This window comes from Aureibaculum sp. 2308TA14-22 (assembly GCF_040538665.1).
In the GTDB taxonomy this organism is placed as follows: domain Bacteria; phylum Bacteroidota; class Bacteroidia; order Flavobacteriales; family Flavobacteriaceae; genus Aureibaculum.
Genome location: NZ_JBEWXT010000001.1, coordinates 632,040 through 652,313, shown reverse-complemented (window position 1 = coordinate 652,313; position 20,274 = coordinate 632,040). Strand labels below are relative to the sequence as shown.

The 20,274-nt window shown below is 33.9% G+C and carries 14 protein-coding genes; 12 read left to right on the top strand and 2 right to left on the bottom strand.

The window, feature by feature from the left end:
• Positions 1–59: 59 nt before the first annotated feature.
• Positions 60–1,832, bottom strand: coding sequence for a translational GTPase TypA (gene typA / locus U5A88_RS02885; protein ID WP_354203604.1), 1,773 nt, complete (start codon positions 1,830–1,832; stop codon positions 60–62).
• Between the two features lie 135 nt (positions 1,833–1,967).
• On the opposite strand from typA, the gene U5A88_RS02880 reads away from it, so the two are divergent.
• On the top strand, positions 1,968–2,696 hold the full coding sequence (locus U5A88_RS02880) for a LytR/AlgR family response regulator transcription factor (protein WP_354203603.1): 729 nt from the start codon (positions 1,968–1,970) through the stop codon (positions 2,694–2,696).
• On the opposite strand, the gene U5A88_RS02875 is transcribed toward U5A88_RS02880, so the two are convergent.
• Complete coding sequence (locus U5A88_RS02875; protein ID WP_354203602.1) at positions 2,693–4,657, bottom strand: sensor histidine kinase; 1,965 nt, start codon at positions 4,655–4,657, stop codon at positions 2,693–2,695. The two genes, U5A88_RS02880 and U5A88_RS02875, sit on opposite strands and share 4 nt — an antisense overlap.
• Before the next feature lie 178 nt (positions 4,658–4,835).
• On the opposite strand from U5A88_RS02875, the gene U5A88_RS02870 reads away from it, so the two are divergent.
• The 11 genes from U5A88_RS02870 to U5A88_RS02820 all read left to right on the top strand — a co-directional run bounded on the left by U5A88_RS02870 (position 4,836) and on the right by U5A88_RS02820 (position 20,272).
• Positions 4,836–5,348, top strand: a complete 513-nt coding sequence (locus tag U5A88_RS02870) for an ester cyclase (RefSeq protein ID WP_354203601.1) — start codon at positions 4,836–4,838, stop codon at positions 5,346–5,348.
• A 40-nt stretch (positions 5,349–5,388) separates the two neighbouring features.
• Entirely contained in the window at positions 5,389–5,901 is a 513-nt protein-coding gene (locus U5A88_RS02865) for a nuclear transport factor 2 family protein (RefSeq protein ID WP_354203600.1), read from the top strand.
• Positions 5,902–5,953: 52 nt separating this feature from the next.
• Positions 5,954–6,469, top strand: a complete 516-nt coding sequence (locus U5A88_RS02860; protein WP_354203598.1) for a nuclear transport factor 2 family protein — start codon at positions 5,954–5,956, stop codon at positions 6,467–6,469.
• 102 nt (positions 6,470–6,571) lie between these two features.
• Positions 6,572–6,904 (top strand): hypothetical protein, encoded by a 333-nt coding sequence (locus tag U5A88_RS02855; RefSeq protein ID WP_354203596.1) that lies wholly within the window; start codon positions 6,572–6,574, stop codon positions 6,902–6,904.
• 178 nt (positions 6,905–7,082) lie between these two features.
• Positions 7,083–8,264 carry a DUF1624 domain-containing protein gene (locus U5A88_RS02850; protein WP_354203594.1) on the top strand — a complete coding sequence of 394 codons (1,182 nt, stop codon included), beginning with the start codon at positions 7,083–7,085 and terminating at the stop codon, positions 8,262–8,264.
• A gap of 206 nt (positions 8,265–8,470) precedes the next feature.
• On the top strand, positions 8,471–12,886 hold the full coding sequence (locus U5A88_RS02845; protein WP_354203592.1) for a sensor histidine kinase: 4,416 nt from the start codon (positions 8,471–8,473) through the stop codon (positions 12,884–12,886).
• 6 nt (positions 12,887–12,892) lie between these two features.
• Positions 12,893–16,543, top strand: coding sequence for an ATP-binding protein (locus U5A88_RS02840; RefSeq protein WP_354203590.1), 3,651 nt, complete (start codon positions 12,893–12,895; stop codon positions 16,541–16,543).
• 37 nt (positions 16,544–16,580) lie between these two features.
• The gene (locus U5A88_RS02835; RefSeq protein ID WP_354203589.1) at positions 16,581–16,955 is read left to right on the top strand and encodes a response regulator; all 375 of its coding nucleotides are present in this window, start codon (positions 16,581–16,583) and stop codon (positions 16,953–16,955) included.
• On the top strand, positions 16,955–17,995 hold the full coding sequence (locus U5A88_RS02830; RefSeq protein ID WP_354203587.1) for a response regulator: 1,041 nt from the start codon (positions 16,955–16,957) through the stop codon (positions 17,993–17,995). Before U5A88_RS02835 ends, U5A88_RS02830 begins: the two co-directional genes overlap by 1 nt.
• A gap of 83 nt (positions 17,996–18,078) precedes the next feature.
• Complete coding sequence (locus U5A88_RS02825) at positions 18,079–18,639, top strand: Pycsar system effector family protein (protein WP_354203584.1); 561 nt, start codon at positions 18,079–18,081, stop codon at positions 18,637–18,639.
• Positions 18,640–18,709: 70 nt separating this feature from the next.
• Positions 18,710–20,272, top strand: a complete 1,563-nt coding sequence (locus U5A88_RS02820; RefSeq protein WP_354203582.1) for an NAD(P)/FAD-dependent oxidoreductase — start codon at positions 18,710–18,712, stop codon at positions 20,270–20,272.
• Positions 20,273–20,274 lie beyond the last annotated feature (2 nt).

Below are 20,274 nucleotides of genomic sequence, written 5' to 3'. Positions count from 1 at the left end.
ATTTAGAAAAGCATTTTTATTTTAACAAAAGTTTATTATTACACTTCTATTTATTGAACTTAAGGTTTAAATACAATCTTACGCATACGTAAGCTCTTTGGCGTAATTTCCAAATACTCATCATCACGGATATATTCCATACATTCTTCTAAGGAAAAATCTACTTTTGGAAATATCTTTGCCGCATCATCAGCTCCTGAACTGCGAACGTTAGATAGTTTTTTTCCTTTAATCAGGTTCACGCCCATATCATCTTGTCGGCTATTTTCGCCAACAACCTGTCCCTTGTAAATCTCTTCGTTAGGGTCTATAAAAAACTTACCTCTATCTTGTAATCGGTCAATAGCATAAGCCGTGGCTTTACCAGCTTCTGAAGATACAATGGCTCCGTTTAACGTGTCACTAAACTCACCTTTATAAACGTCATACCCTCTTAAACGGTGATTAATAATCGCCTCACCAGCGGTAGCTGTTAATAATTTATTACGCAAACCAATCAATCCTCTTGAAGGGATATCAAATTCTAAATGCTGTAAATCACCCTTGGGTTCCATAACCAATAAATCTCCTTTTCTTAATGTAACCAAGTTAATTACTTTGCTCGCCGAGGATTCAGGTACGTCAACTACCATAGTTTCATAGGGTTCACATTTTTGACCATCAATTTCTTTCAATATTACTTGTGGGCGACCAACTTGTAACTCATACCCTTCTCTACGCATGGTTTCAATCAATACCGATAAATGCAAAATACCACGTCCAAAAACATTAAATTTATCTTCAGTATCTGTATCTTCAACACGCAATGCCAAGTTCTTTTCTGTTTCTTTATATAATCGATCACGCAAATGACGAGAGGTAACAAATTTTCCTTCCTTACCAAAAAATGGCGAATTGTTAATAGTAAATAACATACTCATTGTAGGCTGATCTACTGCAATTCTTGGCAATGCTTCAGGATTATCAACATCAGCAATAGTATCGCCAATATCAAAACCTTCAATTCCAGTAATGGCACAAATATCTCCACTACGTACCTTTGAAACTTTGGCTTTACCCATCCCTTCAAAAACGTGTAATTCTTTAATTCGCACCTTTTTGGTAACACCATCCGCTTTACACAACATATAATCTTTTGCTTCTTCAAGTTCACCTCTAAATACACGCCCAATGGCAATTCTGCCTGTAAAAGCAGAAAAATCTAACGAAGTAATTTGCATTTGAGGTGCACCCTGATGGTTTGGTGCTTCTGGAATTGATTCAATTACGGCATCCAATAGAGGGATAATATTATCTGTTGGTTGCTGCCAATCGGTACTCATCCAACCATTTTTTGCCGAACCGTATATCGTTGCAAAATCCAATTGTTCTTCAGTTGCATCTAAGGCAAACATTAAATCAAACACCTTTTCGTGTACAATATCAGGCGTACAGTTTTCCTTATCTACTTTGTTTACTACAACTATTGGTGTTAGGCCTAGTTCTAATGCTTTGCCCAGTACAAAACGAGTTTGCGGCATTGGCCCTTCAAAAGCATCTACCAATAGCAATACACCATCAGCCATTTTTAAAACACGCTCCACTTCTCCACCAAAATCGGCGTGGCCAGGTGTATCAATTACATTAATTTTTACATCTTTATAGGTTACCGATACATTTTTAGATAAAATGGTAATTCCACGTTCACGTTCCAAATCGTTATTATCCAATAATAAATCGGTACGCTCTTTACGATCGTCTAATATTTTAGCTTGGTCAATAATTTTATCGACCAAAGTAGTTTTACCATGATCGACGTGTGCTATAATAGCTATATTTCTGATAGATTGCATATGCATTTTTTTCGATGGGCAAAAGTAGTGTTTAATTTGATTAATAATGGGTTAAGGTCGTTCTTTTTTTAGAACTAATCTTGATTTAAAAAATATGAGTTATCTTTAACTGCACAAACCCAACCAACGTGTAAAATGCCTATACCTGTAAAAATTTTTATTGTAGAAGATGAAATGATCATTGCGGCCAATATTTCTTTGCAATTGCAAAAGTTAGGTTATGAGGTTACTGGCATTGTACCAAGGGGCGAAGAGGCATTAGCACATATAAAAGATAATGTTCCCGATATTATATTGATGGATGTCCAACTTAAAGGTAAACTTAACGGAATCGAAACAGTTAAACTTATTCAGACCAAATATAATATTCCCATTATTTATCTAACCGCTAATACTGACGACTTTCATTTTAATCAAGCCAAGATTACAAAACCCGCAGCTTTTATCTCTAAACCTTTTAAAAACCTAGATTTACAACGTGCAATAGAACTAACAGTAAATGAACAAATCGCTAAAAAAGAAATAAGAAAAACTATAAACCCTTATCTGTTAGATGATTGTGTTTTTGTTAAAGATCATGATAAGATGGTGAAAATTGCCATCAAAAAGATCTATTACATTGAAGCTGATCGTAATTACTGCCGTATTTTCTCTAAGCATAAAGAATTCTTAATTGTTAGTACTCTTAAGGATATTAATGAAAAACTTCCGGAAGCTCACTTTTTAAGAGTACACCGATCTTATATTGTCAACCTTTCAAAAATTGATGAAGTAGCTGGAACCCATTTAATAGTTTCAAAAAAAGTGATTCCGTTTAGTAAAACATTTCGTGAGGCATTGTTAGACAGGCTTCAAACTATTTAAGCAGCCTTTTCATAATGAAATTCGCAATAAATAGCAGTTCCCTGGTTAGAGGTTCTTGTGATTTTTCCACCAAGCTGCGTAACCAAAAGGTTAATTAATTGAGTTCCAAAGCCATCACTTTCTGTTTTTTTATTAGGTTGCAATCCAATACCGTTATCCTCAAAACTCAAGCTATAAATAGCATTGGTTGTTTTTTTTAGGTTGATTGTTATTTTACCCTTCCTATTATCGGGAAAAGCATACTTCATAGCATTTGTCAAAAGCTCATTTACTATTAGCCCCAAGGGAACTGCCATATCTATATCCACCTCAAGCGGTTTCATATCGCACTCTACAGAAACACGATTATCAACACCGAAAGAGTCAAGAACGTGCGAACTCAAATTCATAAAATAGTCCTTCATTTCAACCTTTGACAAATTATTGCGTTTATATAATTTTTGATGAATCATACTCATGGCCTGTACTCTATTTTGACTGTGTTGCATTACATCAACAATTTTTGAGTCTTTTATTTGGGCGGATTGCAATGCCAATAAACTTGAAACTATTTCCAAATTATTTTTTACACGATGATGAATTTCTTTTAATAAAAATTCTTTCTCTCTATTCTGTAGTTGCAACAATTTTCTTTTTTTTTGATTTGTATGGAACCAACTAAAAAGCAATCCAATAACAAGTAACAGCAAAAACGATATTATGGTTATTAGAGTTTGTCTGGTTTTTTGTTTTTTAATTTCGGCTTCTTGCAGTTTAATGGTATTCTCTTTTTGAGACACTTCAAATTCCGTTTGTAACAAAGAAATTCGCTCATCAGCTTCTGCTGTAAAAATTTTATTCTTTAGCCGATCGTATTCTGCAAAAGCGACATAGGCTTCCTGATAGTTGTGATTACCGGCATATGCCCTGCCTAAACTACTATAGGCTTTGCTCAAATAATAGTTATCGCCAAAATCAGCGGTTGCTATAGTAATCGATTTCTGTAAGCTTTCTATGGCACTTGAATATTTTCCTTCTAAGTTTTGAGTTTTCCCTAAAGACAACCAAGAACGCATTAGTAAAAAATTATTATTGAGCAATTGAGCATATTTAATTGCATTTTTTCCTGCCGATTCTGCCTTTTCAAATTCGTTTAAAAAGGCATACAAATCAATTAAAGAAATATAAATATCGCTTAAATTATTATAAAAACCGTAGCGTTCGCCAATGGCAATGGCGTGTTCGTAATAATTTAGGGCTTCTTTTTCTTGTTTCAGTGCCAAATAATTATTGCCTACTACATATAAGGTAAAGTCATAATCCAAACTGTTCATCCTTAATTCCTCAAAAAAGGCAATTGATTTTAAACCATATTCCAATCCTTTATCAAATTTAGATTGCTTCCAGAATAAATTACTTAAATCGCTATATGCCAAGGCAATGGCTCTTTTATCTTGTAATTCTTCACCCAATCTGAGTGATTCCAACGCATAATCCGCAGCCTTGCCGATTAAACCTTTACGTTCAAAAACATAACCCAGCTCTGTATATAATTTGGGCAAATCGTGCTTACTAACTTTATTTTTAGCTTCTTGTAACACCAAAAAAGCACTATCCAATTTTTCCATTCGTAACAAAATAGCACCTTGTGTTATTTGAAACCTACCATGCCAAAGTGAATCTTTCTTTGTACTGGTAATTTTTAAACCTGTCTCTGTAATATTTAAAGCTTTATTCAAATTACGAGTATGCCAGTAATAAGCCAAATCGTTTAATATGGAGAACTTTACAGCGTCAGTTTTTATCATTGGCAGAGCACTTTCTAGCGTATCTAAATAGGAAGCTCCAAAATTATCGGTATAAATAAATACTTGACTATAGGGGTTTTCTTTACTTAAATCTATGATTTGAGCAAAACAAAAATTGCTATTTAAAATAGCAACGATATTTAAAAAAAATATAAACTTAAAATATTTTCTCATTTATCTTTTTAAAAGCACTAGGATTTCACTTTGGCTAATTTACCAATTTAAAATTATCAAAGAAAAAGCCTAGAAAAATAAAATTGGTGCTTCGGACATTAAAATAAGCACTTCGTCCTAACTCATTTGTTTCCTCTTTAATAAATCAATTATTTAGAGGGGAAATAATAAAAAAATAATGAGAATTACTTTAGCTATTTACGGGATTATGACCTTACTATTTTTCTCTTGTACGCAAACAATTCAAAAAAAATCTAACGCTCGCATTGGCACAATTGACACCAATATTTCAAATTATTTAATTGCACAAAATAGTATTAAAGAAAATGAAGTTGAGAATCTGCTTACGAGAAATTTTATAAGGAATATAAATGGGATTGAAATGGTATCTAATATCAACGAGCACAAAGCTAATATGAATATTTTTCTTAATAGGTTTCCTGATATGGTCTTAACATTTTCTACCAAACTGATCAAGGACAATCAAGCTTATATTGGTTGGACTTTTACAGGGACTAATACAGGGACTTTTGGAGAACTTAAAGCAACAGGTAAAAAAGTAAAAATTAGTGGAATCTCACATCTTTATTTTGATGAAAGTAACAAAATTTATAAAGAAGATGTGTTTTATAATGAATTGGATTTAATACAGCAACTAGGCTACACTTTAAACCCACCAATAACCGAATAAACTAAATTAACAATTATAACTAATCTTAAAACTAACTTTTATGAAAATTTTAAAAACAGTATTCTTATTAGGACTTGCTATAGTTCTATTTGTTGCTTGTGAAAAACAAGAAAAAAGATATACGCAACAATCTCCGGAGATTGAAACCGTAAAAAAACACATAGAGAACTATAATTCCAAAAATTATGATATATCAGTATTTGCCGATACTTCTAAAACCTATTTCAACTCAAAGGATAACCCAATCCTTTCAAAAGATATTATTGCTTATCATAAAACAAATGATGTCAATTATTCCAGTAGAGGTTTTACCGGTGAAGATCCAGATTACGAAATGGTGATAACTGACGATGGTGATACTTGGGTAAATTGTTGGTTAAATTGGAAAGCAACTTTGGTCGGGAATGGCAAAGAAATAAATATACCAATTCATTTGACATATCAATTTATAGATGGAAAAATTGTAAAAGAACTTGGATATTGGGATGGGACGGAAGTCGCAATGAATCTTCAGGCAATCGAGGCTGCAAAAAACAATTCAGAGTCTGAGTAACAAAATTGAGATAACTAAACAAAAATTATAACCAATCTTAAAACTAACTATTATGAAAAATTTAAAAACAACAATGCTATTCGCATTAATTTTATTTCTAGCACCCATAATTTCTAATGCTCAAGATGCAAGCTTAGAATTTGAAAATGCGGAATCCGCACGAAAAATTGTCGTGGATTATATTAAGGCCTTACAAGCCGGTGATATAGCTACAATGAGTGAAAAATTAGACCCAAATGCTATGATTTATGGATTAGGTGGCGGTTTAGATTCACTTACAGTTGAGCAACATACTGCATATTTTAAAAATAGTACTGACACCTACAAACATGCTATAACTCAAGATCTTTATTTACCCGTTAAAGTAACGGATAATTGGAACGCCGGTGAGTGGGTTTTAGCTTGGGGAACGAATACTGTTACACATAAAACGTCTGGAAATAAAATAGTAATACCTTACCATACCGTTAGTTTAGTTGCTAATGATAAAATTACATTTATACGTTATTTTTATGATATGGCAAACATTATGAAAAATTCGGGTTGGACTTTGACGCCACCAGAATAAAGAGAATTAAATGATGCTTAGTTAATTATAAAAATGGTAAATTACAAACCTCCGAGAGCAAAAAGACCTCGGAGGTTTGTTTAACAAAAAATATCAGAAATTATGAAGAAACTCCCAAGTTGGTCTAAAATCGAACTACAAACATATATTTTGTTGCTCTGTGCAAATGCAGATTTAATTGAAACTGGAGAAGAAATAAACTTAATAAAATCGAAAACAGACCTTAAAACCTTTAAGAAAATTCACAAGGAGTTTAAAGGTGATAAAGAAGAAAAAAGTCTTAAAAAAATTCGGAAGAATGTGCATTTACACCATTTTACCGATATGGAACTTATGGAATTTCGAAAAGAAATTAATACAATTTTCTTTATGGACAAGAAATTTACGATGATGGAGCGTAACCTTGATAGAATATTGGATAATATACTTTATTAGGATCATACCATATTGATTTAAGCAATGGTTACCTAATAAATTCAGTAAATACCTCTTATATTTCATTGAAGTATTGCACTTGGATGAGACTTGCATTCATTATAATAATTATTATAGTCCAATTTATTATTAAGTCTGAATATTTTATTTTTTGAAAAACTTACATTTTTAATTATTTATGACGATAAAATCAACCCGAATTGAATCCATTGACATCTTGAGAGGTGTTGTAATGGTTATTATGGCTTTAGACCATGTGCGTGCTTATTTCCATTACGGTTCTTTCTATATAGACCCAACCAATTTAGAAACGACAAACTCAACGCTTTTTTTCACTCGTTTTATTACACATTTCTGTGCACCGGTATTTGTATTTTTGGCAGGAACTTCCGCTTTTCTATATGGCAGTAAAAAAACAAAACCGCAGCTCTTCAAATTTTTGTTTACAAGAGGTATTTGGCTCATTTTTCTAGAACTTGTCGTTAATACTTTGATATGGACTTTTGACCTTACCTATAGCTTCCCTATTGTTCAGGTTATTTGGGCTATTGGTGTGAGTATGGTTTGCCTATCATTTTTGATTTACTTACCCAAAAAAGTGATTCTCGCTATTGGTATTATTCTCGTTGCAGGTCATAATGCTCTGGATGGTATTGTGATGGAAGGACAAAATATTCAATCCATGATTTGGTATATTTTGCACCAACAAAAATTATTGGTTTTCAGTCCAGATTCAATATTCTATATTCACTATCCATTAATTCCATGGATTGGGTTAATGGCATTAGGCTATTTATTCGGAAATTTTTATAAAAAGGATTTTCCTTCTAAGGTTCGTAAAAAGTGGCTCTTGTTCATTGGATTTGGAGCCATTATTTTGTTTTTTGGCTTAAGAGCATTAAATGTTTACGGCGATTTGGTGCCTTGGACAACACAGGAATCTACAACCAGAACTATCATCTCATTTTTTAACGTAACCAAATACCCACCTTCTTTATTATACCTGAGTATTACAATGGGGCCATCACTTTTATTTTTATATACCATTGAAACCACCAAAAACAAATTGACCAATTTCTTTTTGATCTTTGGTCGTGTTCCTTTATTTTACTATTTCTTGCATGTATTAGTAATTCATATACTTGCCATCGCAGGATTATTGATTTTTGGAGGTAATTGGCAAGACATGATTCTGGGTGCGGAATCCTTTCTGAGTCAAAATTTATTGACCTATGGTTATTCACTCTTTGCAGTCTATGTGGTCTGGATCGGTGTAGTGCTTTTGCTTTACCCTTTCTGTAAAAAATATATGATTTATAAAACAAACAATAAAGATAAATGGTGGTTGAGCTATTTATAATAAGTGAGACGATGATAAAATTATTTAGACATATTCGACAAGACAGTCTCGATGAAGGTAAGACTATAAAATATCTTAAATACGCAATAGGTAAAATTGAAAATTCAGTTAATAAAGTTTTGATTACTTCGTCTATAACTAATGCCATTGTAGAGTGCAAAGAACCTGATTTTCGATTATACTAACAGCAAAACAACCCAAAATAAATGAAAACAAATCAACAAATAAAAAAGCGAATTCTTAATCTTCTAATTTTAGGTGTATTCCTTTTAACTTTTTTGCATTCAACTAAATTATTGGCTCAACAAATTGACCCTGATTATATTTCCATTAATGATGGTTTGGCGGCTCCCAATGTGAAAGATGTTTTTCAGGATAGCTTTGGACTCATTTGGATTGCCACAACCAATGGCTTGCAAAAATATGACGGTTATACTTTTGAAACTTTTAAAAATAAACCTGGAAAACCCAATAGTTTGCAAAACAATAATCTTTGGAGTTTAGCCGAAGATGACGAACATAATCTTTGGATAGGGACCGATGCTGGTGTCTCCAAATTGGATAGGGTTAAAAAAAACTTTACTAACTACGATTTTACTACAATATTTAACCTTCCTCCAGGAATTGGTGCCGTTTTTAATATCTATATAGATTCTCAAAAAACAATTTGGGCAACTTCAAGATCAGCAGAGCTGGTTTATTACGACAAAGAAAGTAATACATGGAAACCAGCAGACTATAATATACTTGATTTACCAGAAGATAGTATAACCAATAATACAACCTTTGCAATAACAGAAGATGCCAATGAAGGTCTTTGGTTGGGTTCCTTCACATATGGATTGATGCATCGTGCTAAAAATGAAAACAAATTTAAACCAGTAATTTTTGAGGACACCGAAACTGTTGATTTTGCCAGTAATGTCAATGGTATCACCGCTTTATTTGTCGACAACCAAAACAAAGTTTGGATTACCTCTAGAAATGGTGTTTTTAAATATGACCCTATAAAAAATAAGTTAAAAACCCTACAAACTTATAGTGTAAATCAAGTAAATCTTTGGGATCATTTGAATGATATTATGCAAGATAATGAGGGTAATATTTGGATAGCCAATAACTTTCGAGGCATATTGAAATTTAAAGGAATTTCAGATGAGTTTCAAGTTATTCCAGTAAACGGAGTATATCTGGCAAAAGGCATAGGATTGAGTGTGACTTTTTCACATTTTATTATCGATAAAAGTGGTATTTTTTGGATGGCCAGTATAAACAAAGGTATTTTAACACATAATCCAGAAAGTAAACCTTTTATTCAGTATACCCACGATGCGAGTAATGACCAAAGTATCAGTATGGATGGCATATTTGGATTACTCTCTTCTAAAGTAAATCCAAACACACTCTATGTTGGTACACGTGGAAAAGGTCTAAATATTTTTAACGAAAAGAATCAAACCTTCAAACAGGTAAAATATAAAGTAATAAATGATACTTACGATGGTGCTGTCCGTGGCATTGGCGAACTTTCTGATGGCACTGTTTATTTAGGGTCTTGGGGTGATGGCCTTATTGAGCTAGATAAAAACTGGAACGAAAAAAGACGATTTGTTCATGACGAAAAAGATGAAAAAAGTATTTCACACAATCAGGTTCGAGTTTTAAAAACAGATGCCAAAAATAACTTTTGGGTGGGTACTGCTTTTGGGCTTAATTATTTTGACACTAAACAAGGTACATTTAGGCGAATTACCAGTTCCTATTTTCACACCTATCCTGACGAACTTTTAGATAAAATTAATAACTGGAGTAATAGTGACAAAACCGTTGCCAAATTTTTAGCTGTAACCGATAATCAAAATCTTAGTAAATCTTTTGAAATAACCGAGTCTGGTAGTTACCTCGCAGTATCTATAGGCGAGGGAGATGTAGGTAGTATGGCTGATTTTGGTCATTTACAAAATGCCGCTAAAGATACGTTGTGGATTTCAAATAATTTTTATAACACTAAACATGCCGGTGGTGGACTAAAAAACAGGATTGAAATAGAGCAAATTGAACTTGAGCCTGGCAATTACGAACTTAAATATCGTTCTGATGATAGCCATAGTTTCGGGGTTTGGAATGAAGCAGCACCAGATAAAACTAAAATTTATGGTGCCATTCTTATTCACTTAAATGCTGCCGACAAAACTTTGGTTGAAACTCTTTTAAAGAAGGATTCGGATAAAATGGTTATCAACGGTAGCAACATCCTTTCAATGAAACTAACAAATGAATTTCTTTGGGTGGGTACAGGTTCGGGTGGACTCAATAAAATTAATTTAAAAGACAATTCTGTCAAATCATATCGTGCAGATCCAACTATCGAAAATGCTATTAGTAGCAATGCTATATTTGATATTGATATAGATGAAAATGGGTTTGTCTGGATTGCTACAGACCAAGGTTTAAACAAATTAGACCCAAACACAGATATTTTTACACATTATGATGAAACCGACGGTTTACCCACCAATTTATTAGAATCAGTAGTTGTTGGAAAAAATGGCGAAATGTGGTTATCGACCCAAAACGGATTGTCACAAATGGTAACTAGTAAAACAATGGGTAAAGTCACTTTTATAAACTATAGTTCAGAAGATGGTCTTGGCGGAGACTCCTTTATTTCACAAGCGGCTGTAGTAACACCAGAAGGCAGGTTTTACTTTGGCGGCGAACATGGCTTAAATGCCGTTAGTAAAATAAAAACCAATGATGATCCTCCAAAATTAATTTTATCAAATCTTTTAATTTCTAACCAGTCGGTTTATGATATGGGCGAAGATTCCCCGCTTAAAACTAATTTGCTCACAACCGATACCATAACGATGGCACATGATCAAAATAATTTGAGTTTTGAATTTGCTGCCTTGCATTACGCCAATCCTAAAAAAAATCAATATGCACATATACTCAAAGGATATGACAAGGATTGGATATATGACAATCGGAATTACGCTTCATATACAAATCTTGACCCGGGCAATTATGAATTTATTATTCGTGCCTCTAATGCCTATGGCGTTTGGAATGAAGAAGGTAAATCAATTTATATAAACATCAAATCACCTTGGTTTAAAACCTGGTGGGCCTATGCTGCATATGCTATTCTCTTAGGATTATTATTTTTCGCTCTAGATCGATGGCAACGTAGAAAATTAATCTTGAAGGAACGACAACGTTCCCAAATTCGGGAAATGGAACTCCGTACCGAAGCGGCAGAATCGGATGCCAAAGCCTTACAGGCAGAAAATGAACGAAAAAAAAATGTAGAAATGTTGAGTGAAATTGGTAAAAAAATAACATCTTCTCTAGACTTGGACGATATATTCCACAAATTATACGAGCATGTCAATGAGTTGGCAGATGCCTCAATTTTTGGGGTTGGCATCTATCACCCAGAAAAAAAACAAATAGAGTACCGTTTGGCTATGGAGAAAGGGAAGTCTTATCCAGTCTACTTCAGGGACACTACCGATAAAAATCAATTTCCAGTATGGTGTATCGAGAACCAAAAGTCAGTCTTTATGAATGATGTGCAATTGGAGTATAAAAATTATATTGAACACTACCAAGAACCTGAAACGGTCTTTAAAGACGGATCCAAAACAGAAGAGCCCGAGTCTATGATCTATTTACCTTTAATATCTAAAAAACGGGTACTTGGGGTGATTACCATCCAGAGCTTTGAAAAAAATGCATATACAAACTACCATTTAAATCTGTTACAAAATTTAGCTTCCTATACCGCAATTGCCTTGGACAATGCCGATGCATATACCGCGTTAAAGGCTACCCAATCGCAATTGATTCAGTCGGAAAAAATGGCAAGTTTGGGTGAACTCACTGCTGGCATTGCTCACGAAATCCAAAATCCATTAAATTTTGTAAATAATTTTAGTGAAATCAGTAATGAACTGATTGATGAAATGAATGAAGAAATTGAAAAAGGTGATTTGGAAGAAGCAAAATTCATAGCTAAAGACATTAAACAAAATCTTGAAAAAATAAACCATCACGGTAAGCGAGCCGATGCCATTGTAAAAGGCATGTTACACCATAGCCGAAGTAGCAGTGGACAAAAAGAACCTACTGATATTAATTTACTGGCAGATGAATATCTACGTCTAGCATATCACGGATTACGTGCAAAGGATAAAAGTTTTAATGCTACTCTGAAAACAGATTTTGATGACACTATGGGAAAAATAGAGGTCGTTCCACAAGATATGGGTCGGGTAATTCTCAATCTTATTACCAATGCATTTTACGCGGTAAATGAACGCAAAAATCAGAACCAAGAAGGTTATGTGCCAACCGTTTCTATTGTCACAAAAAAGAAAGCTGGAAAAATGGAAATTTCAGTTGAAGATAATGGTAATGGTATTCCGCAAAAAATATTAGATAAAATATTTCAGCCTTTTTTCACCACAAAACCTACAGGACAGGGAACCGGATTGGGTTTAAGTATTAGCTACGATATTATAAAGGCACATGGTGGCAAATTAAAAATTGAAACTAAAGAAGGAAAGGGAACAAAATTTATAATTAATTTGCCTAAATTCATGGCCAACAACTAAGTTAAAATGAAAACCAAACTTTTAATGAAACATCATATTGTTTTTACAGGTCTTTTATGTAGCCTATTGTTCGTTTCTTGTAACAAAACAAGCAAGTCCGAAACAGAAACTACTGTTGGCAATTATAAGGCTCCTGAAACCATACCCTTAAAATTTACAGAGCCAGAACCTTTTGAATGGGAAACCATTACTTCAGATACACTAACAACTCCTGTAAGCTATTCTTTAAATATTGAAGAGTTGCCAAGTAAACCGTTTGAATTGAACAAATTCAAACCGCTGAAGACTCCAATGAAAGAATTTGATTTGGATTGGGAAAGTTTTCCAACAGAACCATTGAAATTTGATTCGGTTCCGTTTACAGTTACAATGGCTCCAATAAAAAAGCCGAAGATTACCAAAATGAAACCGCCGGGCATCATGGATGGCACTAATACCAATTTACTACAACTTTCTACAAATGAAGGGCTAGAAGGGAATATGATTACCTCATTTTTAGAAAATGAAGATGGTTCTATTTGGATTGGATTAGTCTCCATAACATCACCTTCTAATTTATCTACATTAACATTATACGATGGTGAAAATGCATTTCTATATGATTATCCGGCCATTAACGAAATGATTTTTGATGACCAAGGAAGACTTTGGATGGCAACCAATGGTAATGGCATTTATATATTGGATCTTAAAAATGACATCGAATATACAATCAATATTTCTGAAGTAGACGTTAACTTTATTGATATACTTCAAGACCATAGAGGCACCATATATCTCGTCGCATTTAAAAATGGAGTTTATACCATAGATGCAGGGATTGAAAATTTACAAAAATTGACGAATAAGAAGAGTAATTTACCCCTAACGCTTTTGGAAGATAGTGACAAAAATATTTGGCTAGCTTTTGAAGATGGTATAGCTGCAATAAACGAAGAAAAGCAAGACATCAAAACCATCCCAGGAGACACAGGCTTTACATTAAACCTTAGTACGGACATTAAAGAAGATGCATCTGGAGCTATTTGGTTCTGTAGCTTTCGGACCGGAGAAGTAGCAAGCTTATCCTTAAAACAGAAAAAAGCAAGGTTACTTACCAAGGAAAATGGCTATAATATTATTGATGGAACTAGGTTAGAACAAGATTCTAAAGGTAATATTTGGATTGCGGGTAATAAAGAGGCCTTTATTTTAAGTGCAGACAGAACAAGATCTAAAACCATAGGCACAAATAGTACAATGTTAACCAACCGAAGAGGTAGTATTCTAAAAAAGAATGATGGTTCTTTGTGGTTGGGCACTTTGGATAAAGGAGTAGTTATAGCAAATAATTTTACACTCAACACAGAATATTTTGATGCCTCCAAAGGCTTAATGCATGACCAGATTTGGGAAATAGAGGAAGACTCTAGAGGAAATTTATGGCTAGGAACAGGAGCAGGTATTAATATTATTGACCAAAAAAAGAACACCATAAAATCGGTAACTAAAGAACAATTACATTTTGTTGGTAATGGTAGCGTTAATTATATAAAAGAGATTTCAAAAGATGTCTATTTTTTGGATATTGGAGCTGGTTTTTCAATTTATGATAGACAGCAACATAAAATTACTCAATATGCCAGTAATACCAACTTAGTTATAGAAATGTTAGGGTTTGCAGCATTAGATGAGCATACCTTTTGCTTATATACTCCAGAAGGTTTATATGTGTACGATATTGAACAGAATAGCTTAAAAAAAATAACATCAAAGACAGATCCTGATATTTTAAAAACCCAGTTCGGTGCTGAAATAGTTTACGACGGTAATGACATACTTTGGATCCCTACGTTCAATCGTGGTTTGGCAAAAGTGAATCTAAAGAACAATACCATTAGCTATATAAATAAAAAACAAGGTCTTTCTGATAATAATGTAGGTGTAGCTTCCTTTTCTGAGGAAGGTGAATTATGGGTGACAACCCTTAGCGGTATTGGCATTTTAAATTTAGAGCAAAACACACTTACCAATTTAAAAGAAGAAAATGGTTTAATTCCTTCAGAAATGTATGATCTGATAGACAGAGGAGACATGATGTATGGAGCAAGCGTAAATGGTCTTATCCCCATCGATAAATTAACTGCAAAAAATACAAACAAGGGTTACTATGCCTTTAATGGAGGCTTAGGATTTAAGTCAAATGATTATCTGTCGGGCTCTAGTAAGTTTCTTAAGAACGGCCAATTTTGGGCCGGTGTTGTGAACTCTTCTAACGAATTTAGATTGATGGTCATGGATGCTGCACCAAAACCTGACACCACTTTAAGTTCGGTTTACATTACCAAAATGTACATTAGGGATGAAAATCCAGGGTTTAATAATACGGAAAGTACAGATTCTCTAAATAATAGAGTTTTATCGTACGCCAACGCCACAAATATGAAGTGGGACTCTATTAAACATCCCTATAATATTCCAACAGGCCTTGTATTACCTTTTGACCAAAACAGTTTAAGTTTCAGCTATGCAAGTAACGATGTTTTTAATAGAGAACAATTAACCTACCGTTTTATCCTTGATGGTGAAGACGAGGATTGGACCTATGCCGATTCTAAAACAAAAACAAAAAACTACTATAATTTAAAGCCAGGTGAATATACCTTTAAAGTAGCCTCAAGAAGTTTTAATAAGCAATGGTCTACTCCAGATGAGTTGACATTCCATATTAGTCCGCCTTGGTGGCAAACCTGGTGGGCCTATTTAATTTTCGCACTCATAGCCGCCAGTATTTTGAGGGTTTATATTCTTTTTAGAGCAAGGAAATTAACTAATGAAAATAAACTTTTGGAAGAGAAGGTTAAGGACAGAACCAATGAACTCGAAGCTTCAATAGAAGACCTGAAAGCTACACAATCACAATTAATCCAATCTGAAAAAATGGCAAGTTTGGGTGAACTCACAGCAGGTATTGCTCATGAAATTCAAAATCCGTTAAACTTTGTCAATAATTTCTCAGAAGTAAATGTAGAGCTGATCGACGAAATGCAAGAGGAATTGAAGGCAGGTAATCATGAAGATGTGATCGAAATTTCTAACGACATTAAGGAAAACCAGAAAAAAATATACCATCATGGAAGACGAGCAGATTCTATCGTAAAAGGGATGTTAAAGCATAGTCGTAACACCAGTGGCGAAAAAGAACCAACAAATATAAATGCTATTGCTGATGAATACTTGAGGTTGGCTTATCACGGACTCCGTGCAAAAGACAAATCCTTTAATGCAACCTTAAACACAGATTTAGATGAATCCATTGGTAATATAAATGTGGCAGGGCAAGATATGGGTAGAGTGATATTAAATTTGATTACCAATGCCTTACATGCTATTTCTCCAAATGCATTGGAGGGAACTGATAAAAAACCAACCATCTGGGTAAGTACTAAGAACTCTGGTGATACTGTTGAAATTAAAATAAAAGACAACGGTTCGGGTATACCTAAGAAAATAATTGACAAAATTTTTCAACCCTTTTTCACAACAAAAGCATCAGGGCAAGGCACTGGATTAGGATTATCTATGAGTTATGATATTGTAAAATCACATGGAGGTGAATTAAAAGTAGAAAGCAAAGAAGGTGAAGGAACAACCTTTACCATCATTATTCCAAAATAAAATAATTAATAAAATAAAAATATAAACCCCTTTAGTTATGAAAATATTAGTAGTTGACGACGAACACGATGTAAAGACCTTATTTCAACAACGTTTCAGAAAGGAAATTCGTAAAGAAGAACTCTCTTTTGTATTCGCCTTTTCTGGAGAAGAAGCTTTGAAAATTTTAGACAGTATGAAACAGGAAGCCGTATTAATTCTATCAGACATTAATATGCCCGGAATGAGCGGGCTTGATTTGTTAGAAACTATCAAAAAAGATTATGTTGCACCACCTCCTGTAGTTATGATGATCACTGCTTATGGTGATGAGGAAAATTTTAACACAGCAAAGCGTTTAGGAGCAGATGACTTTTTGACCAAACCAGTCGATTTCAAATTATTAAAAGATAAACTAATAAATAATCTCTAATGGCAAAGATACTAGTAGTTGATGATGAACCGGATTTAGAAACTCTGATTAAGCAAAAATTCCGAAAACAGATTCGACAAAAAGAATATGAATTTCTATTTGCAATCAATGGCAAAGATGCATTAGAAAAATTGATTGCCGATCCAGATACCGACATTGTTTTGAGTGACATCAATATGCCAGAAATGGATGGCTTAACCTTGTTAACCAAACTTAGCGAATCGAGTCCACTGATTAAATCGGTTATTGTATCTGCTTATGGAGATATGGATAATATTCGGGTGGCCATGAACCGCGGTGCTTTCGATTTTATTACCAAGCCCATAAATTTTAAGGATTTAACGCTAACCATGGAAAAAACCTTGAAGCATGCAAAACACATCAAGGATACACTCCAAGCTATTAAGGAAAACAACATTTTAAAAATGTATGTTGATGAAAATGTGCTTAATTTTATGGGAAGTCGTGAATACGAAAATACCATTATGGCTAATGAAACCATTGATGCCACTGTCGTTTTTATAGATATTTGCGGATTTACAAAAATTAGCGAAAATGCTCCTGCAGATACCGTAGTTAAGATGATTAATTCTTATTTTGACGAAATGGTAAAAGAAATCATGAATCAAGAAGGTCATATTGATAAATTTATTGGCGATGCAATTATGGCAGTCTTTAGAGGAGAATATCATTTAGACAGAGCTATTGATGCGGCATTGGCAGTAAGGAGTAAGATTAACAAACTCCCAGAAATGGGTGATAAACTTAAGTTTAAACCTAAAGTATCTATTGGTATTAAAAGCGGGGAAATGATTTCTGGCAATATAGGGTCTGTTAGTTTAAAAAGATTAGATTATACGGTAATTGGAGATACCGTAAATACAGCCGCCAGATTGCAAGACGCCGCAGGTGAAAATCAAATAATTATTTGTGAAACTTGTCATGAACATATAAAAGAATCTTTTATTTGTAAAAATCTGGGAAGCATTACTATGAAAAACAAATCGCAACCCATAAATGTATTTGAAGTATTGGAATAGATGTAAGATTTTCAACATTCAAATTAAGGTATATTGACATAATGCATCGATTCTATATGGCTAATAAATAACCAAATAATACAATGGAAAAACCGAAAGTAACTCAAAACTCACCCCAAATCAAAAACAAACATACTGATGACTTGGTTGATCATTATTGGGGAAGCATTAATTATATTTTTAGTCTAATTAAAGCATCTGAAATTAAAGCGGGTCTAATTCTTTCCTTTTATGGCATCTTATTAAATTTCATCTATAAGAGTTTTGCAAGTATTTTAAGTCCCGAAACAAATCACATTTTCCTTTATGTGCTATCGGCACTTTGGTTAGTTTGTACTATAATTTCTATTTATTTTTGTATCAGATGTTTTATGCCTAGAATTGAAGCCAAGTTTGACAAGAATATTTTCTTTTTTGGTGATGTGATTACCAAATTTGGCGACATCAATCAATTTTCAAAATTATTCTATGATGTGAGCCGAGATGAAGACCGTTTGTTTGAACAACTTGGACAGCAGGTATATATCAATTCAAAAATTGCTGATGCAAAATTTAAATACGTCAACAAAGCATTACGGTTTTTAGCATTAGGATTGATCATTCTACTCATTATTACCGCTTACTACTTTATTGTTGTTTTTTAGTTCTTAATAAAATATAAACGAAAAACGTTACTCCTATTTTTGCATTCTGAATTTAACTACTTTTGTAGTGATGATAAAAGAAATTCAGCTTCGCATTACGGTTAAAGAAGCCAAAACCACAGATATTCTAAAAATTAAGGCGGCTGAACAATTATCCCTTTCGGTTGATACAATTGATAGTGTCAAGATTTTAAGAAAATCTATTGATGCACGCAAACCGACTATTATTTTTAATTATAAGGTTGCCGTTTTTGTAAATGAACCTGCTCCTACAAATGAGGTAAAACAATTTATTTATAAAAATGTTTCTGATGCAAAACCCATTCATATCATCGGTTTTGGCCCAGCGGGAATGTTTGCCGCTTTGCGTTGCTTAGAGTTGGGCTACAAACCAGTTGTGTTAGAACGTGGTAAAAAAGTGCAAGATCGAAGACGTGACTTGAAAGCTATTAATCAAGATCATATTGTGAACTCAGATTCTAATTATTGTTTTGGTGAAGGTGGTGCAGGCACGTATTCTGACGGGAAATTATATACGCGAAGTCTAAAACGAGGTAATGTAAGGCGTATTTTTGAACAGTTTGTTTTTCATGGAGCTACCGAACAGATTTTGATAGATGCTCACCCGCATATTGGCACTAATAAACTCCCCAAAATAGTCGAAAATATTAGAGAAACCATTCTGGACTATGGTGGCGAAATCCATTTTGAAAGTCGAGTTACCGATTTTGTCATAAAAGGCAATCAACTGAAAGCAATTAGACTACAAAATGATATTGAAATGAATGTTGATGCCGTTATTTTGGCTACAGGTCATTCTGCACGTGATATTTATTATTTACTGCACAAAAAAAACATTGACATTGAGGCAAAATCTTTTGCTATGGGCGTTCGTGTTGAACATCCGCAACATATAATCGATTCCATTCAATACCATTGCAAAGGCAAGAGAGACGATTTATTACCCGCTGCTCCGTATAGCTTGGTGCAACAAGTAAAAGACCGTGGCGTCTATTCCTTTTGTATGTGTCCTGGTGGGTTTATAGTTCCCGCTGCAACAGCTATGGGCGAAGTTGTAGTCAATGGCATGTCACCCTCAAAACGGAACAACGAATTTGCAAATTCGGGAATTGTTGTTGAAATTAATATTGAAAAAGACCTCTATAAATACAATCACTTTGGTGAATTAAAAGGGTTGGAATTTCAAAAAGACTTAGAAAAACAGGCCTATAATGCTGGTGGAAAAACACAAACCGCACCTGCACAACGACTAACAGATTTTGTAACTGGAAAATTGTCAATAGATTTGAACCCTACCTCCTACCAACCGGGATTAAAATCGGCTCCGTTGCATTCCTTATTGCCCAAAATTATTGGAAGCCGACTAAGAGCAGGATTTAAAGAATTCGGCAAAAAAATGAGAGGCTATTATACCGAAGAAGCTAATGTTGTAGGCGTAGAATCTAGAACCTCATCACCTGTAAAAATACCGAGAAACAAGAACTTAGAACACCCACAAATTAGAGGGTTATTCCCGTGTGGAGAAGGTGGTGGTTATGCTGGTGGTATTGTTTCTGCTGCTATGGATGGGGAACGGTGTGTGGAGGCGGTTGTTGGAGTGGTTAGTGGTTAGTG

What these genes read in the sequence shown, in the direction of transcription:
- typA (WP_354203604.1), bottom strand. Translation starts at nt 1,832, where the DNA reads ATGCAATCTATCAGAAATATAGCTATTATAGCACACGTCGATCATGGT.
- U5A88_RS02880 (WP_354203603.1), top strand. Translation starts at nt 1,968, where the DNA reads ATGCCTATACCTGTAAAAATTTTTATTGTAGAAGATGAAATGATCATT.
- U5A88_RS02875 (WP_354203602.1), bottom strand. Translation starts at nt 4,657, where the DNA reads ATGAGAAAATATTTTAAGTTTATATTTTTTTTAAATATCGTTGCTATT.
- U5A88_RS02870 (WP_354203601.1), top strand. Translation starts at nt 4,836, where the DNA reads ATGAGAATTACTTTAGCTATTTACGGGATTATGACCTTACTATTTTTC.
- U5A88_RS02865 (WP_354203600.1), top strand. Translation starts at nt 5,389, where the DNA reads ATGAAAATTTTAAAAACAGTATTCTTATTAGGACTTGCTATAGTTCTA.
- U5A88_RS02860 (WP_354203598.1), top strand. Translation starts at nt 5,954, where the DNA reads ATGAAAAATTTAAAAACAACAATGCTATTCGCATTAATTTTATTTCTA.
- U5A88_RS02855 (WP_354203596.1), top strand. Translation starts at nt 6,572, where the DNA reads ATGAAGAAACTCCCAAGTTGGTCTAAAATCGAACTACAAACATATATT.
- U5A88_RS02850 (WP_354203594.1), top strand. Translation starts at nt 7,083, where the DNA reads ATGACGATAAAATCAACCCGAATTGAATCCATTGACATCTTGAGAGGT.
- U5A88_RS02845 (WP_354203592.1), top strand. Translation starts at nt 8,471, where the DNA reads ATGAAAACAAATCAACAAATAAAAAAGCGAATTCTTAATCTTCTAATT.
- U5A88_RS02840 (WP_354203590.1), top strand. Translation starts at nt 12,893, where the DNA reads ATGAAAACCAAACTTTTAATGAAACATCATATTGTTTTTACAGGTCTT.
- U5A88_RS02835 (WP_354203589.1), top strand. Translation starts at nt 16,581, where the DNA reads ATGAAAATATTAGTAGTTGACGACGAACACGATGTAAAGACCTTATTT.
- U5A88_RS02830 (WP_354203587.1), top strand. Translation starts at nt 16,955, where the DNA reads ATGGCAAAGATACTAGTAGTTGATGATGAACCGGATTTAGAAACTCTG.
- U5A88_RS02825 (WP_354203584.1), top strand. Translation starts at nt 18,079, where the DNA reads ATGGAAAAACCGAAAGTAACTCAAAACTCACCCCAAATCAAAAACAAA.
- U5A88_RS02820 (WP_354203582.1), top strand. Translation starts at nt 18,710, where the DNA reads ATGATAAAAGAAATTCAGCTTCGCATTACGGTTAAAGAAGCCAAAACC.